Source organism: Lachnoclostridium sp. An138 (genome assembly GCF_002160765.1).
GTDB classification, from domain to species: Bacteria; Bacillota; Clostridia; order Lachnospirales; family Lachnospiraceae; genus Laedolimicola; species Laedolimicola faecalis.
Genome location: NZ_NFLF01000005.1, coordinates 25,087 through 39,482, shown reverse-complemented (window position 1 = coordinate 39,482; position 14,396 = coordinate 25,087). Strand labels below are relative to the sequence as shown.

Sequence of the window (14,396 nt, the reverse complement as noted above, 5' to 3'; positions counted from 1 at the left end):
GAGAGGAGCAGTCCGGAGCTATGGCAATCGACTATCAGTATTATGAATTTCAGTCCTATGAATATCTGGTGAGGCTCGGGCAGCTCTGGGAGGGAATGGAAGAGCTGACAGGAGTGCAGGAGCTCCTGGGGCAGATTCGAAAGGAGCAGGAGCTGATCCGCACAAGGAAATTCCGGGTGGCAGTGGTGGGAGAATTCCGGAGAGGAAAGAGCACCTTCGTCAACGCGCTGCTGGGAAGGGAGATCCTTCCCACAGACGCGCTTCCCACGACGGCGACTCTGAACCGGATTACCTATGGAGCTGTGCCGAAGGCATATCTCTGCTACAGGGATGGGAGACGGGAGGATGTCAGAATCGAGGAGCTGTCCCGGTATGTGACGAAGCTTACCAGGGAATCGGAGAACGCGGCCGCCCAGATAGAGGAAGCCGTCGTGGAATACCCCTCGATCTTCTGCCAGAATCACGTGGACCTCATCGACACGCCCGGCATGAATGACGATATGGCGATGAACGACGTGACCCTGTCCCAGCTGGAGCACATCGACCTGGCCGTCGTGACCCTGTCGCCGGGAAGCCCGTTCAGCGAGACAGAAAGCCGGTTCATGGCAAAGCTTCTGGAGAGCGAAGAGATCTGTCAGATCATAGTGGTGGTGACGAAGATCGATGAGATACGCGGGGAGGAGCAGAGAAAGAAATTTCTCTCCTACCTGTCCTCACAGATTCCCGAAAAGACGTATGCGCGGCTGCAGGAGACCCACGGGGAAAACGAGCCTGTATTTGAAAAATTCCGCCGGATTTTAAACGAGCCCATCCTGTTCGGCGTCTGCTCTCTGGACGCTCTGGAGGCGCGGCAGTACGGGGATGAGGAGCTGCTGGAAAGAAGCGGCTTTGCGGAGTTGAACAGCCGGCTGCCCCAGATTATCCTGGCCAGCCAGAATAACAATACAGTTCTGAGAGCGGTCCATACCGTCCGGAAAATTGCAGAGGACTATGAAAAATGGCTGCCGGCTCTGAGGGCAGAGTGCGAAGACCGAAAGGAAGGGCTGAAGGCGGGAAGAAAGGAATTTGCGGAGGCCTGCTATACGCTGGCAGACATAAAGACTCTGGACGCCCTGAAACAGAAGCTCTGGCAGATGACAGATGAATTTTCCCAAATACGGGACGAGACAGGGAAGGGCTTTGTCAGATGCCTGTCCACGGTGCGGGTGTTGGACGCGGATGTGATTGACCGGACGCTCCAGGCTCAGGCCGTAAAAAGTATGAAGGACCTGAACGCGCGAATCCAGGAAAGCTTTAGGCCGGAGCTGCAGAAGCTCTGCGCGCAGGCGCTCACAGTCTGGTATCAGGGACTGATGAATCAGATCTGCAGTCTTCCCATACTTCAGGAGAGCAGGCTGGAAAAGGTCAGAGAGATGGCGGAGGAGCTGCGCGGTTCACAGCCATTTTCCACAGAGCTTCCGATAAATCGCTTCAGCTGGACGAAAAGTCCGGTTCCCGCCAGAGCTCTGCTGCTGGCCCCGGATCTGATCGTCTATGTCCGGCAGGCAGTCTCCGACTCGGTGAATATCTGGTGTGTCGGGACGAAGACCCAGATCACGGAGAGCCTGAAGCAGGCCTCCTCGCAGGTCTTGGGAGCTCTGAATAAGCTTGTGATGGCCCTGTACCAGGCGGAGAATGCCCGGATCGCGCAGTGGGAAGCCAGGGAAAAGAGGCTTCAGAGCCCGGAGCTTCTGGAGCGTCTCAGGAAGCTTGCCCAGGAAAACAGCCGCCTGGAGGCGGATTTTATAAAGGAACTTTCAAATACTATGGAAGGGGAGAAAGGTTATGAATAATGACGCAAGATACACAAGCTATCAGAATATGGTGACGCAGGTAAATACCGGCCTGGTCCAGATGCAGAAAGCGGCCGCCAGAATGAATCTGGAGGAGACGGCAAAGCAGCTGGAGGCCAGCCGGGAAAAGCTGGAGCGGCGCAAGTTCGCGGTGGGCATTCTCGGAGAATTCAGACGGGGAAAAAGTACAGTAATCAATTCCCTTCTGGAGAAGGAAATTATGCCGTCGGATATCCTTCCGACTTCGGCTACGATGAATCGGGTAACCTATGATCTGACGCCCCATGTGGTGCTTCAGATGCGCGACGGCAGCGAGATGGAGATAGGGATCGACCAGCTGCCGGATTATGTGACGAAGCTGGACAAGGAAAAGGAAGCCAGGGCGGCAAAGGTGGAGGAGGCCGTTGTGTACTATCCCTGCAAATTCTGCCAGAACGGCGTGGATATCGTGGATACGCCGGGGCTCAACGATGACGAGCGGATGAGCCGTGTCACGGAGGAGATTATTCCGAAGCTGGACGTGGTCATCCTGGTGATGGTTCCGGAAAGCCCCTTCAGTATGAGTGAGGCGGATTTCGTGCTGAACAAGCTGATGACAAGCGATCTGGGGAGGCTTCTGTTCCTGGTCAACAAGATTGACACCATCCGTCCGGCCTCCCGCCGCCAGGACGTCGTAGATAATATCAAAAACCGGATTCAGGAAAAGGTTCTGGAAAGCATAGAGAGAAACTATGGAGCAGGTTCTGATGAGTATGAGGATGCGAAGAGAAAGCTGGGCAATATCAAGGTCTTTCCGTTTTCGGCTCTGGACGCTCTGGAGGGAAAGATGGACGGCGATCTGAAGCTGATAGAGAAGAGCGGCACGCTGGCCTTTGAGCAGGAGCTGACGCGGATGCTGACCGAAGAGAGGGGAGCCCTGGAGCTTCAGATTCCCTTGAGCGTCATGGGACGCGGCGCCCAGGAGATCCTGAAGGCCATCGAGACGAGAAAGAACGCCCTCCAGATGAGCAGCCAGGAGTTCGAGCAGCAGCAGAAGGAGGCTCTCGAGCAGATCGAGACAATACGCGCCCAGAAGACGGAAGAAAAGAAGAGGCTCCGGAACAATGCCATTGCGGCCAGGGATCAGCTGACAGGGCAGGTGGCGGACTTTTATCCGACTCTTCGGGAGAGGCTTCTGGATACGCTGGACAATACTTATATAGACACGGGCACGCTTGGTACAAAGGGCGGGCAGGACGCTGCCGTGGCAGAGCTGCAGAAGGCAGTCAGCACGGAAATGGAAGCGTCCATGAGCGCTTTTTCGGAAAAGATAGAAATGCAGCTTCGTGATATCGCAGGAAAGGAGGCGGCCCGTCTGGGCAGCTTCGCCCAGGAGGTATCCAGCCGTCTGGATTCCCTGCGTTCGGGCATTGGAACGGGAGCTTCCTGGAAGACAGGAGATTCCTTGAGCATTGCAGCCGAGTATGCGCTGGCCATGACAGTAGGCGGCTTCGGCCTGGGCGGTATCATCGAGGGCTATAAGGAGGCAGGCTTCAAGGGCGCGGCTCTCGGAGGAGCAGCCGGTCTCGCGGCCCAGCTCGCCACTGCGGCGGCTCTGATGGCGATCTCCCTTCCCGCCCTTCCGCTGTCCCTGATCGCGCTGGCGGCAGGCCCTGTAGCCAGTAAATTCCTTGTGAAAAAAGTGTTTAAGCGGGATGTGGGAGAAAAGAAGCTGGCGGAGATCCGCGCTGCGATGAAGAAGAATCTGGACGACATGATTGCGGATATGGAGGCCAGAGGCGAGCTGGAGCAGTGGGTGCGCCAGAGAGTGTCCGGCGTATTTGAAAGCCTTACCGCGGCCCTGGAAGAGGAATGCGAGGTTATGCTGAAGGATACCCAGGGAACCATCGACGCCATCAAGGAGGATCTGCTCCAGAACGAGATGCAGCGCCAGAAGCTTCAGGAGGATTACGAGGAAAACCAGAGAACGGTAAAGCAGATTCTGGAGAAGCTGGAACCGGTATCCGCCAAGGTAGGAAAGGTGCTGAAGGGCGGCCGGATGGAGGAAGGAGAAGCCTATGCTTAGAGAAAATTACGCGGATCAGGAGAATCCGTCTCCGCTCCGCAGCATGGAGCACAGCTTCCGCGCCTACACGGCGAGGAGAAAGGCTGTGGAAGAGAGAAGAATGTCGGGAAACGGCCTTCCGGATTATGCCTTTTCCTCAGACTATGAGTACCGGAAACGGCTGGACGCGATTCCCCATTTTTACAGTGTGGCGAAGAAGATATGCGGGACCTACGCCAGCCGGACGCTGCAGGAGATCAACATATCGGGGCTGCTGGTAGGGCCGGAGCAGTATCCGGATGTCTACCAGATGGGCTGCGACTGTGCCAGAATCCTGGGAATCGGCATCCCCAATATTTATATCATCAATGATCAGACGCTGAATGCCCTTACGATATGTACAGATGATATCGAGCCGTTGATTATCATTCACAGCGGTCTGTATGAGAGAATGACGCCGGGAGAGCTGCGCTGCGTCATCGGCCATGAATGCGGCCATATTCAGAATCAGCATGGTATTTACGATATACTGAGACAGATTCTGGTGGCTGCGGGGACCTCTGCCGCGGGCCTTCTCTCCGTTCAGCTGATGAATCTGATGACCCAGGGCGTTCAGTTTCTTCTGAACGCATGGGACCGGGCGGCGGAGGTGACCTGCGACCGGGCAGGCATGATCTGCAGCGAGCGGGTGGAGGACGCTTACAGCGTAAACGCAAAGCTGCTCTACGGCGCTGCCATAGGCGATAAAGAAACGGTGAATCTGGAGGCCCTGAAAAAGCAGCTGGAGATGCAGATGGGCACGCTGGTGCGCCTGGAGGAGCTGTTCGCGGATCATCCTGCTGCTGTACGGCGGATCATGGCAGAGATGGAATTTGCCCGGTGCGAGGTATTTTACCGCTGGAGGCCGGAGCTGAAGGAAGCGGGACAGAGCGTCTGCACGAAGGAGGAGACGGACGAGCGCTGCCGCCGTTATGTGGACGTAATACGGAAAGGAAAGTAGAGGGGGAAGAGTATGGGAGCAGGAATAGAGAATCGAATTACATACGATCCGGATGAGATCACCCGGCTTCTGGAGAACCAGCTGGATAAGCTGAAGGTGTTCCGATTCGACAGCCGTTACCGCAGTCTTCTGGGAGAGAGCTTCATAAATCTGGCCGCCCGCTGGGAGAAGGACATTCTGAGCCGCCGGAACGACCCCTTTACCCTGGTGGTCTGCGGAGAGTTCAAGAGGGGGAAATCCTCTCTGATCAATGCCCTTCTCGGAGAGGACGTAACGCCTGTCAATGTGACGCCGGAGACCGTGACCCTGAACCGGATCATCTATGGCCCTCATTCCAATGAGGCGGTGCTTCCGGGAGGAAAGAAGCTGCAGCTGTCCGATGAGGAGATGCAGAGAGAAAATCTGGAAGCCCTGATGCGTCAGACAGGCTTTTCCTTCCGGCAGATAGAGCTTCAGAGACCCGTCGATTTTCTGAAGCAGACGGCCGTGGTGGACACGCCGGGTCTGGGAGACTCCATGCGGGATTTCGGCGGGCTGGTGGAGGAGGCTCTGGCCCAGGCAGACGCGGTGGTCTATGTGTTTTCTGTCAATTATCCGCTGTCCCAGACAGAACAGCTGTTTCTGAAGACCATGATTGTCCCGCAGAAGTACACGGATCTGCTTCTGGTGGGAAATTATCTGGATGTGCTGAACAGCGAAGAGGATTACGAGAGAATGAGAAGTCTTCTGGTTTCCCGGATTCAGAACCTGCTTCCGGGCCAGGAACCCTGGCTCTTAAGCGCTCTGGATGAGCGGTGCAGGCAGCTGAGAGAGGAGAGGCCGAATCCTCAGATGGAGGCGCAGCTGGGGGAGCGTTTTGACCGGTTCCGGGAGGAGCTGAACCGGCTGGTGGAGGCGAAGAAGGAGACGATTCTGCCGGATCGGATGCAGCGGCTGGCCCGGGGCATGATCGCGGAGCTCTCGGAGAGTCTGACGGCGCTGGAGGACGGGCTTTCTATGAGCAGCCAGGACGTGAAGGCTGCCATGGAGCGCGTTCAGGAGCAGAAGGAAAGCCAGATCCGGACGCAGGAGGAGACCGGACGCAGGATCGACCGTCTCATAGATTCCATGAAGACTGAGAGCCGGATGTGGATGGGAGAGCTGCTGGACGATATGCAGCAGGAGACGGGAACGCTCACAGACATACCGGCTGCGGAGCTGAGCAAATATTACACCTTTTACTGCATCGATACGATTCAGGAGGGAATGAACCGCTGCATCGAGCAGCATACTCTGTATCTCTATGATCTGCTGGAGGAGATTTCGGCGGAGCTGTCCGCAAAGCTTTCCAAAACCAAGGTGAACAGCTCCTATGGCTTCCGTTTTACTCTGGACAACCGGACCTGGACGAAAGGCGACAACGTGAGCTATGTGGTGTCCAAGGTGGGAAGCCTTGCCCTTTTGAGCCTGGTGGCGGACGGCGTGGCAGGAGCCATGCGCCAGAAGGAGATGGCGGACAAAGCGCCGGATATCCTGCGTTCCATCGGCAGGCAGTATCCGGGGCTGCGGGCCTCTGTAAATCAGGCCGTTGACTCTGTCTATGGAAAGCTGGGGGAAAACGCAAAGAAGCAGCTGGCGGAATATTATGGGGATAAGATCCGCACGGCTCAGGAGCAGGTGGAACAGTCCGCGATGGTAGCCCGCCAGGATGAGGAACGAAAAGCGGAGATCCGGACGGCAGTCTCTGAAATCCGGGAGATTCTGAGCCAGATTCAGACAGAACTGGAGGGAATGGCGTAATGGGTGGATTTACGGTAAACGGCTTTGGAGCGACAGACCGGTTCGTTCCCATCAGAAATCTGGGAACCTTCCAGTGTCCGCACTGTAAGCAGGAGCGCATGCTTCAGCTGATGGAGGTACAGAGGAAGGTAAGCCTTCTCTATATTCAGACAGTGACGATCAACACAAAGTACGCAATCGCCTGCGCGTCCTGTCAGAACGGCTATTATATAGAAGAACAGCAGAAGGACGATATCCTTTACGGCCGTGCGATAGCCACGATCACGGAGCAGGGCGCAGTTCTGTTAAAAAAGGAGAAGATCATAGACGCTCCGGAAAAGCAGGAAAAGCCGTCTCTGCCGCAAAATAGCCAGGCGGAGCGGCCCCGGCGCAGATTCTGCGGCCGGTGCGGCAGTTCCCTGGACGGGCAGACCGGGCGATGCCCGGTCTGTGATGGCGAGGGAAATACGAAAGAGATAGAGGCAGAGGAGCTTTATGTGGAAGAAGGGCTGGAGCATATGGATTTCACATTGCGGACGGGGACAGAGTCCCGGACAGTTACGGCTGCGGGAAACATAAGCACAGCGGCGGATGCCGGTGCGGCCGCAAATGCGGGCGCAGCGCAGAGTCTTGCCGGAAAGTTGAGCAGAAAAATCTGCCCTTCCTGCGGTCTTCTTTTTTCCAGTGATAAAACAACCTGCCCGGTGTGCGGAAGCGGTCTGGAAGACCGCAAATAGAATGAAAGAGGGAGAAAACATATGACATATTGTGAAAACTGCGGCGCGCCGCTGGGAGAGAACGTAAAATTCTGCGGTCAGTGCGGCGCGCCGGTGAATACCGGGACGAAAACGAGAAAGTATTGTAAGAATTGCCATACAGAGCTGGAGCCGGGGGCGATCTTCTGCCCGGAATGTGGTTACCGGGTGGTGTCGGACCCTGAGCCGGCGCCGACTCCGACACCGATTCCAAAACCAGATCCAAAGCCAGATCCAAAGCCAGATCCGAAACCGGAGCCGAAGCCGAATCCGGCGCCAGCCCCGGCTCCGAAAAGCAAGCAAAAAGGGTGTCTGGGGACGATTGTCAAATGGATATTCTGGTTTCTGATTTTTATGTTTATACTTTGGCTTGTGACTATGGCAGGTAAGTAAAGTGCTGTTGTGAAAGAATGGAAATATGTCTCGTATGGAGAAAAATCCCCGAAGAACTGCGGTGAACGGCGCATTTTGCGGCTGCAGCTCTTCAAGGATTGGCGCGGCAGAAAAGGGAGAGTATATGGCATATTGTGAAAACTGCGGAGCACCGCTGTCGGAAAATGTCCGCTTCTGCGGGATGTGCGGCGCGCCGGTAAATATGGGAGCAGAAGCAAAAAAGTACTGTAGTAACTGCCATGCGGAGCTGGATCCTGGGGCGGTCTTCTGCGCAGAGTGCGGCTACCAGGTGGCTCCGGAGCCCGGGCCAAATCCAAATCCGACTCCGGGGCCGAATCCAGTACCAAATCCGGAGCATCAGCCATCCGGGGAACCGAGGCTGATAGGAGAAGCGGCAGGGCCCTTCCTATATTCAAACACAAAAAGCAGTCAATATACAGGAGCTTACAACAGGTATTTACTGATCTATGAGGACAGACTGGAGCTTCGGGACTGCAGAAAAAAACAGAAGCTGGAACCTGTGATTCTGTATATGCGTGATATTGGACTGGTGCAGGCTGAGGCCAGCGGTCTCATTAGGTATGGATGTATTACGCTGGTTATGAAGAATGGGGAACGCAGGTTTCTATTCATTGCATACAGATCGAAGAAAGGAAACCAGCAGATACAGGAAGCAGTTTCTCTGATCCGCAGTCTGCTGTTATAACGAGCCAGCCGGGGAATGGAATATTTTTTAAACTGAAGGAATAGGGAGATCGGTATGATAGAGATTAAGAGGAATGTTTACAGACACCTTAGAGAAGCAGGGGATCTCCCTGAAAGTACGGAGCGTCGAGGTGAAGTATCAGGGTGAAACGAGAAATGTGTTGTAAAAACTGCGGCGCGTCATTGGGAGCTGGGGCAAAATTTTGCAGTCAGTGCGGCGCTCCGGTAAACGCAGGGGCAGAAACGAAGAAATACTGCAGAAACTGTCATTCAGAACTGGAACCGGGAGCGCTGTTCTGTCCGGAGTGTGGCTACCGGGCAGTGGAAATAGAGGAAGGCCCTTTTACCATTGGTATGGAGATTGGCGGGGACAGGACTTGTATGGCAGTATACCGGGGCGGAACGCCTGAAATGATACCAGTCAGCCGGGAACAGACGCCGGTCACACCGGCTCTGGCATTTGTAGAGACGGAGGACGGAGTGGCAGTGCAGTGGAGCTATGGCTGGGAGGCCCTGAGAGATGACGTGGGAGATAAACAGGATGGCCACCAGTTTTTGCCGGAGGTTTTTCATGAATATACCGTAAGCGGGGGAAGCCGGACTGTAATTCGAATATGGGCTCTTCTGCGTAAGGGCGGCAGCGTGAGGATCGGGAGGCTGACCTATACCGCGGAAGAGATTGCTGCGGCATATCTGAAAAGACAGTTACAGGCCGCCCAGTCCTATTTGGGGAGAAAGCCGGCAGGAGTGGTGCTGGCGGTGCCGTGGGATTGGCTGGAGCCGCAGAAGGCGGCGCTTCGCCGCGCGGCCATCCGCGCCGGCTGGAAGGTTCGCCAGATTGCCTGCGGAATCAGTATGCTGGGATATGGGGCTGTCTCCAGAAACCTGCAGAAAGGAGAAGAAAAAGAGATTCTGCTCTGTTATCTGGGCCCGAATTGTGTGGAGGCGGGCATTTTTGAGGCGGGAGGAGAGATTATCGAAAAAAAAGTATCAGCCGGAATTCGGACAGTGGAGAGGATGTCAGATGATGAGAGGCGGATGGCACAGATCAAAGGACTGGAGATGATGGTCAGGGAAGTTCAGAGAGAATACGGGAATCCGGACATTTTCAAAAGGATAACAGAGGTATGGATAAGCGGAGAAATGGCGGACACTTCCGGAGTGAAGGAACGGCTTCAGATGCTGACGGGAAAAGCCCCAGTATGGCTTTCCGGCGAGGCGGGGCATTCGTATATAGCGGAAGGCGCTGCTTTAAAAGGAGGCGTGTTTGACGGAAAGAAGACTGCGGAAATACTTCCTCTATTTCTGGATGCTGTTTCTTCCTGTTACTGGGTCAGGGTAAACGGTGTAGAGGCGGGCTGTCTGCTGAATAAGAATACGACATTTCCCAATGCACGTTTTGAAATACTGGAAAAGTGTGTAAAAACACGTATTTTGGAAATAGAAGTTCTGCAGGGATTCCAGCTCTCCGGAAAAGATCGTATTCCGGCTGCGAAATATCAGTTTGACACCGGACTTTCTGCATTTGGCGAAGGTATGGATGCAGAGGTCAGACTGGACATGGACACTTCGGGAGTCTGCCAGGTGATTGTCTGCGTGCGGGATGGGTATGGAAAAGCGCTTGCGGAATTCAGGACTGAGATAACCGCAAAGGGAGGAGAGGATGAATATGGCGTATTGTAAGCACTGCCATACGGAACTGGAAATGGGAGCGCTGTTCTGCCCGGAGTGCGGCTGCCGGGAGGTGGAGGAACCGGAACCGTCCAATCCAGACTCTTCCATACTGGAGCCGCAGAAGGAGGCAAAGCTGCTGGGGCAGGCGGAAGGGGCGTTTGCATGCCGTATGCAGGGAACAGAAAGTCTCTCTCAATTATACGTCAGGAAGCATAAATCCACAGGCGAAGAATGCTGCGGCACTGATTCGCAGCTGTCCTGGCTGGAAATCAGGATGGCATAATTAAAACATGAATACAAATACCATAAATCGTGGAAGATTTTTGTTTGAGCCGAAGGAATAAGGAGACAGGTATGATAGAGATTAAGATGAAGGTCGATGAAGTAGATTATGAAAGGGCGCTGGAGACATTGCTTCCTCTGCTGGCAGAGCATTTCTCCTCAAAGACGGATAACGCGTTGATTTCAGGAATCTTATCCAAGACGAAAGGGCTGCCCGTAGTGGCGGTAAAGGCGATGCTGAAGACGTTTCCCCAGGAGACAAAAGATGAGCTGGCTGTATTCTGCCTGAATTATTATGGGGAGAACATTTCCCATATACTTACAGACACCTTAGAGAAGCAGGGGATATCTCTGAAAGTGCAGAGTGTTGAGGTGAAGTATCAGGGGGAATCGTGATATGTACTATGAAAACTGTGGGGCGTCATTGAGAGAAAACGCGAAATTCTGTGACCAGTGCGGCGCTCTGGTACATATCGGAGAAAAAGAAAACTGTCAGCACTGCCATGCGGAGCTGGAGCCGGGAGAGCTGTTCTGCCCGGAGTGCGGCTATCGGGTAATGGAAGAACCAGCCCCAGAACCTGTGCCTGATCCGACGCCCCCGCCAGATCCAAAGCCAGACTCAAAGCCAGATCCGCTGGAACAGCAGAGCAGTACTTCGCCGCAGCCATTGCTCAATGTTGGCAGGAATGCGTTCTTTGCGGCGGTGATAGCGGCGGCCATGTCCGTATTAGGCGCTCTCTGGCTGGCGGAGATCAGCTATATGGATATGGATTTTGGAGAAGCATTGGGTAATGGAGGAATGGGATTTGCAGCATGGCTGACAGCGGTATTCAGTTTTGCACACGCAAGAAAGTGTCAGGAGGAAGCCCAGAGAGAAAGTGATCCGCAGAGACAAAGTTTTTTGAAAAGACAGGCAAGTTCTTTGGTGAATTTGAGTTATACATTGGTGCTTCTTATGCCGATTCTTATACCGATGATTTTTTCTGCTATAGACGCATTTTATTGACAGGACAAGCCGGGGAAAGAGATTCTTCCCTTTCACCCCGCAAAAAAGCAGAACAGCCCCCGGATAACCGCAGGCCGGGTATGATAAAGACAGCTCAGAGGCCGGAGCAGAGAACCGGAGCAGCGGATCAGAGCAGCGCGCCGCCCGGCGCGGACATAGAAACCGCAGCAGCTTCCGAAAGGGAAGGAGGACACAGGAAACTATCATGGCAAAATTAAAAGAAGACATTCTGATGGACGTCAGGCCCCGGGATCTTCTGAAGAAGCTGAGCCTTCAGGATCAGAAGGTGGAGCTGGATATCCAGGTGCCGGATAACTTTTATCAGACCATGCTGGAGCAGCTTCTGGAACGGGATTACCTGAATTATACTTCTGAAAAAATATTTCAGCCGGAGAGCGCCAGGCGGGCGAAGAAGATCCACTGGCTTCAGATCACCCGGCTGCCCATTCATCCCAACGAAAATGAGAGCTATGATCTGCTCTCACGCTGGCAGGGCGTTCTGTCCAGCCTGCACGCCTGGGATTACCGCCTGATTTTCCTTTTGCTGAGAAATCAGGGCGAGACGAAGCTCTTTCTGGGCACGGTGTCTTCCCGGCAGGAAGTGGCGGCAGAGGAGGCTATCGAGCAGATCCGGGAGGCGGCTTTTGGCTCCATGCCGGGCATGGGGCTGCGGACCCTGGATGAGAAAAAGGCTGTGGATGAGGTGAATCTGCCGCTGCTGGACATGAATTACATCGGCGCGGTGACAGGCATTCCCTCCTTCCGGGAAAATGAGAAAAAAGGTATGCTGCAGACCCTGGATCAGCTGGCTTTCGGCATCCGCGACATGTACGGCACGGAAAAGGATTACGCCATGCTGGTGATCGCGGACCCGATCCGGGATCAGGAGATTTCCGATATCATTTCCCGCTACCGGAGACTGGGAAGCCAGATCCATACGGGAGTCCGGCTGACAGCGGGCCAGTCCCTCTCCAGAGGCGAGTCCATGTCGGAGCAGGGAGGCGTCGGAATGGGGATTTCCATTCTGAGTACGGTGCTGGGGGCCATCGGCGGTTCGATGCTGGGCGGTATCATGGGAAGAAGCATCGGCATGATGATGGGCAGCCAGATCGGAGGAATGCTGAATAAGCAGAAGCAGGCTTCTGTCAGCGGCTCCGCCTCCACCAATCAGGAATATCTGGATAAATTTGCAGAATACGCGGAAGTGGTCACGGATCATCATGTGGCCCGCCTGAATGAGGGCAGAAATTTAGGATTCTGGAACACAGGCGTTTATGTGCTGGGCACCTCTCCCAGAGATGTGGTGACGGTTACGGGTATGCTCCGGTCGGTCTATTCCGGCGATACCACTTATTTCGAGCCCATCCGGCTCCATCTGTTCCGGCCTGATTCCAATGCCCTGCAGATCGTCCGCAACCGGTTCGAGCTGCTTCCGATGGCGGAACGGGCCTCCCGGCCTTCAGAGACAGAAAAGGAAAAAGGGGCGGTCCGGGAAGAACAGAGGGCAGAGGAAAACTGGCATATTTTTGGAAGAGTGTACCAGTACCTGAGCACTCCCATCAATACCCGGGAGCTGAGCCTGGCTACCTCCCTTCCCCGCAGAGATGTGCCGGGTCTCCGGTTCGTGAAGACGGCCGTCCGCTTTGCCAACAATCCTGCGGTGATTCGCGGGGATCGGATTACGCTGGGAAATATTGTGGATACCGGTATCATCCAGAATACGACCTACGACATCGACGTCAATTCCCTGGTGCGCCACGCTCTGGTGGCAGGCGGAACCGGAAGCGGAAAATCCACCACCTGCAAGCGGATTCTCTCGGAGGTGATCCGCCGGGACATTCCGGTCATGGTCATCGAGCCGGCCAAGGACGACTATGTGCGCTGGGCCATCGAGCAGAACAGGCATCTGCCGGACGAGAAGAAATTTACGATTTACATGCCGGGAGTCAGCGAGGTGGACGGAACGCCTGTGGAGGAGCTGCGCATCAATCCCTACGAGCCCGCGGCGGCTCCGGGGGCGAAGGTGGATCTGCTGCAGCACTGTGAAAATTTCGTGACCCTGCTGAACGCCTGCCTGCCTTCCGAGGAGGTCGTGCCGATTCTGATCGAAGAGGTGGTGGACGAAACGATCCGGGACTTTGCGGAACGCAATGACTGCGATTATGACGCCGGGATCACGGAGCCTCTGCCGAAATATCCGGACATCGACAGGATGCTGGAGAAGGCACGGGATGTGATGAAGCACAAGTCCTACGCGAATATGAACCGGGACAATCTGACCGAGGTGCTGCTCACCCGTTTCAAATCCCTGCGCAGGGGGATGCGGGGCCGGATTCTGAACGTGCCCAAATCCACGGATTACCATAAGCTGTTTTCCGGAAACGCCGTGATCAACATCAGCCGGCTGGCGGGCAGCAAGGATAAATCCCTTGTCATGTCGCTTCTGATGCAGGCCCTTTACGAGTACCGGATGTCACGCTACACCAACGATCCGGAATACAGGGCCAGGGCCCAGAAAAACAGTCTCTGCCACCTGACCCTTGTGGAGGAGGCCCACAACGTGCTTCTGAAGCCTCAGGTACAGAAGAGCAGCGGAAGCCCCCAGCAGGCGGCGGCCGACCTGTTCGACAACCTGCTTTCAGAGGTCCGGGAATACGGACAGGGGCTGGTGGTCGTGGATCAGGTACCCACGCGGCTCATCGAGGGAGCTGTCAAAAACACCAATTACAAGATTGTGCACCGGCTGACCGCGCCGGACGATCAGGAAATCATGGCCTCCTGCATGGCGCTCAGGGATGATCAGAAATATATTATCCCCGCGCTGGAGAAAGGAAACGCCATCATCTGCGGAGACGAGGACGACGCGGCGGCCTGGGTGAAGATGCCCGCGCCGGGCCAGGATGTGAGATAGAAACCTGCCGCAGGAAAAAGCCGGCGCAGGAATCCC

Annotated in this window: 12 protein-coding genes; all 12 read left to right on the top strand. The window is 55.1% G+C overall.

Annotated elements, in window-relative coordinates:
• Nucleotides 1–20 precede the first annotated feature (20 nt).
• The 12 genes from B5E82_RS05715 to B5E82_RS05660 all read left to right on the top strand — a co-directional run bounded on the left by B5E82_RS05715 (nt 21) and on the right by B5E82_RS05660 (nt 14,360).
• Nucleotides 21–1,832 (top strand): dynamin family protein, encoded by a 1,812-nt coding sequence (locus B5E82_RS05715; RefSeq protein ID WP_087306614.1) that lies wholly within the window; start codon nt 21–23, stop codon nt 1,830–1,832.
• The gene (locus tag B5E82_RS05710; RefSeq protein WP_087306613.1) at nt 1,825–3,897 is read left to right on the top strand and encodes a dynamin family protein; all 2,073 of its coding nucleotides are present in this window, start codon (nt 1,825–1,827) and stop codon (nt 3,895–3,897) included. Before B5E82_RS05715 ends, B5E82_RS05710 begins: the two co-directional genes overlap by 8 nt.
• The gene (locus B5E82_RS05705; RefSeq protein WP_087164586.1) at nt 3,890–4,876 is read left to right on the top strand and encodes a M48 family metallopeptidase; all 987 of its coding nucleotides are present in this window, start codon (nt 3,890–3,892) and stop codon (nt 4,874–4,876) included. The genes B5E82_RS05710 and B5E82_RS05705 overlap by 8 nt, the downstream gene beginning before the upstream one ends.
• 12 nt (nt 4,877–4,888) lie before the next feature.
• Nucleotides 4,889–6,655, top strand: coding sequence for a dynamin family protein (locus B5E82_RS05700; RefSeq protein ID WP_087306612.1), 1,767 nt, complete (start codon nt 4,889–4,891; stop codon nt 6,653–6,655).
• Nucleotides 6,655–7,371, top strand: coding sequence for a zinc-ribbon domain-containing protein (locus tag B5E82_RS05695; protein ID WP_087306611.1), 717 nt, complete (start codon nt 6,655–6,657; stop codon nt 7,369–7,371). The genes B5E82_RS05700 and B5E82_RS05695 overlap by 1 nt, the downstream gene beginning before the upstream one ends.
• Before the next feature lie 21 nt (nt 7,372–7,392).
• Entirely contained in the window at nt 7,393–7,782 is a 390-nt protein-coding gene (locus B5E82_RS05690) for a zinc ribbon domain-containing protein (RefSeq protein ID WP_087306610.1), read from the top strand.
• A 124-nt stretch (nt 7,783–7,906) separates the two neighbouring features.
• On the top strand, nt 7,907–8,488 hold the full coding sequence (locus tag B5E82_RS05685) for a zinc ribbon domain-containing protein (protein ID WP_162610716.1): 582 nt from the start codon (nt 7,907–7,909) through the stop codon (nt 8,486–8,488).
• A gap of 143 nt (nt 8,489–8,631) precedes the next feature.
• A complete protein-coding gene (locus tag B5E82_RS05680) occupies nt 8,632–10,170 on the top strand; it encodes an Hsp70 family protein (RefSeq protein ID WP_140393094.1) in 1,539 nt (512 codons plus the stop codon).
• Complete coding sequence (locus tag B5E82_RS05675) at nt 10,157–10,444, top strand: zinc-ribbon domain-containing protein (RefSeq protein WP_087306607.1); 288 nt, start codon at nt 10,157–10,159, stop codon at nt 10,442–10,444. Before B5E82_RS05680 ends, B5E82_RS05675 begins: the two co-directional genes overlap by 14 nt.
• A gap of 71 nt (nt 10,445–10,515) precedes the next feature.
• A complete protein-coding gene (locus B5E82_RS05670) occupies nt 10,516–10,839 on the top strand; it encodes a hypothetical protein (protein ID WP_087306606.1) in 324 nt (107 codons plus the stop codon).
• A 1-nt stretch (nt 10,840) separates the two neighbouring features.
• On the top strand, nt 10,841–11,449 hold the full coding sequence (locus B5E82_RS05665) for a zinc ribbon domain-containing protein (RefSeq protein WP_087306605.1): 609 nt from the start codon (nt 10,841–10,843) through the stop codon (nt 11,447–11,449).
• A 205-nt stretch (nt 11,450–11,654) separates the two neighbouring features.
• Nucleotides 11,655–14,360, top strand: coding sequence for a helicase HerA domain-containing protein (locus tag B5E82_RS05660; RefSeq protein ID WP_087306604.1), 2,706 nt, complete (start codon nt 11,655–11,657; stop codon nt 14,358–14,360).
• The last annotated feature ends 36 nt before the right edge of the window (nt 14,361–14,396 follow it).

What these genes read in the sequence shown, in the direction of transcription:
- B5E82_RS05660 (WP_087306604.1), top strand. Translation starts at nt 11,655, where the DNA reads ATGGCAAAATTAAAAGAAGACATTCTGATGGACGTCAGGCCCCGGGAT.
- B5E82_RS05705 (WP_087164586.1), top strand. Translation starts at nt 3,890, where the DNA reads ATGCTTAGAGAAAATTACGCGGATCAGGAGAATCCGTCTCCGCTCCGC.
- B5E82_RS05665 (WP_087306605.1), top strand. Translation starts at nt 10,841, where the DNA reads ATGTACTATGAAAACTGTGGGGCGTCATTGAGAGAAAACGCGAAATTC.
- B5E82_RS05690 (WP_087306610.1), top strand. Translation starts at nt 7,393, where the DNA reads ATGACATATTGTGAAAACTGCGGCGCGCCGCTGGGAGAGAACGTAAAA.
- B5E82_RS05715 (WP_087306614.1), top strand. Translation starts at nt 21, where the DNA reads ATGGCAATCGACTATCAGTATTATGAATTTCAGTCCTATGAATATCTG.
- B5E82_RS05700 (WP_087306612.1), top strand. Translation starts at nt 4,889, where the DNA reads ATGGGAGCAGGAATAGAGAATCGAATTACATACGATCCGGATGAGATC.
- B5E82_RS05670 (WP_087306606.1), top strand. Translation starts at nt 10,516, where the DNA reads ATGATAGAGATTAAGATGAAGGTCGATGAAGTAGATTATGAAAGGGCG.
- B5E82_RS05710 (WP_087306613.1), top strand. Translation starts at nt 1,825, where the DNA reads ATGAATAATGACGCAAGATACACAAGCTATCAGAATATGGTGACGCAG.
- B5E82_RS05695 (WP_087306611.1), top strand. Translation starts at nt 6,655, where the DNA reads ATGGGTGGATTTACGGTAAACGGCTTTGGAGCGACAGACCGGTTCGTT.
- B5E82_RS05675 (WP_087306607.1), top strand. Translation starts at nt 10,157, where the DNA reads ATGGCGTATTGTAAGCACTGCCATACGGAACTGGAAATGGGAGCGCTG.
- B5E82_RS05685 (WP_162610716.1), top strand. Translation starts at nt 7,907, where the DNA reads ATGGCATATTGTGAAAACTGCGGAGCACCGCTGTCGGAAAATGTCCGC.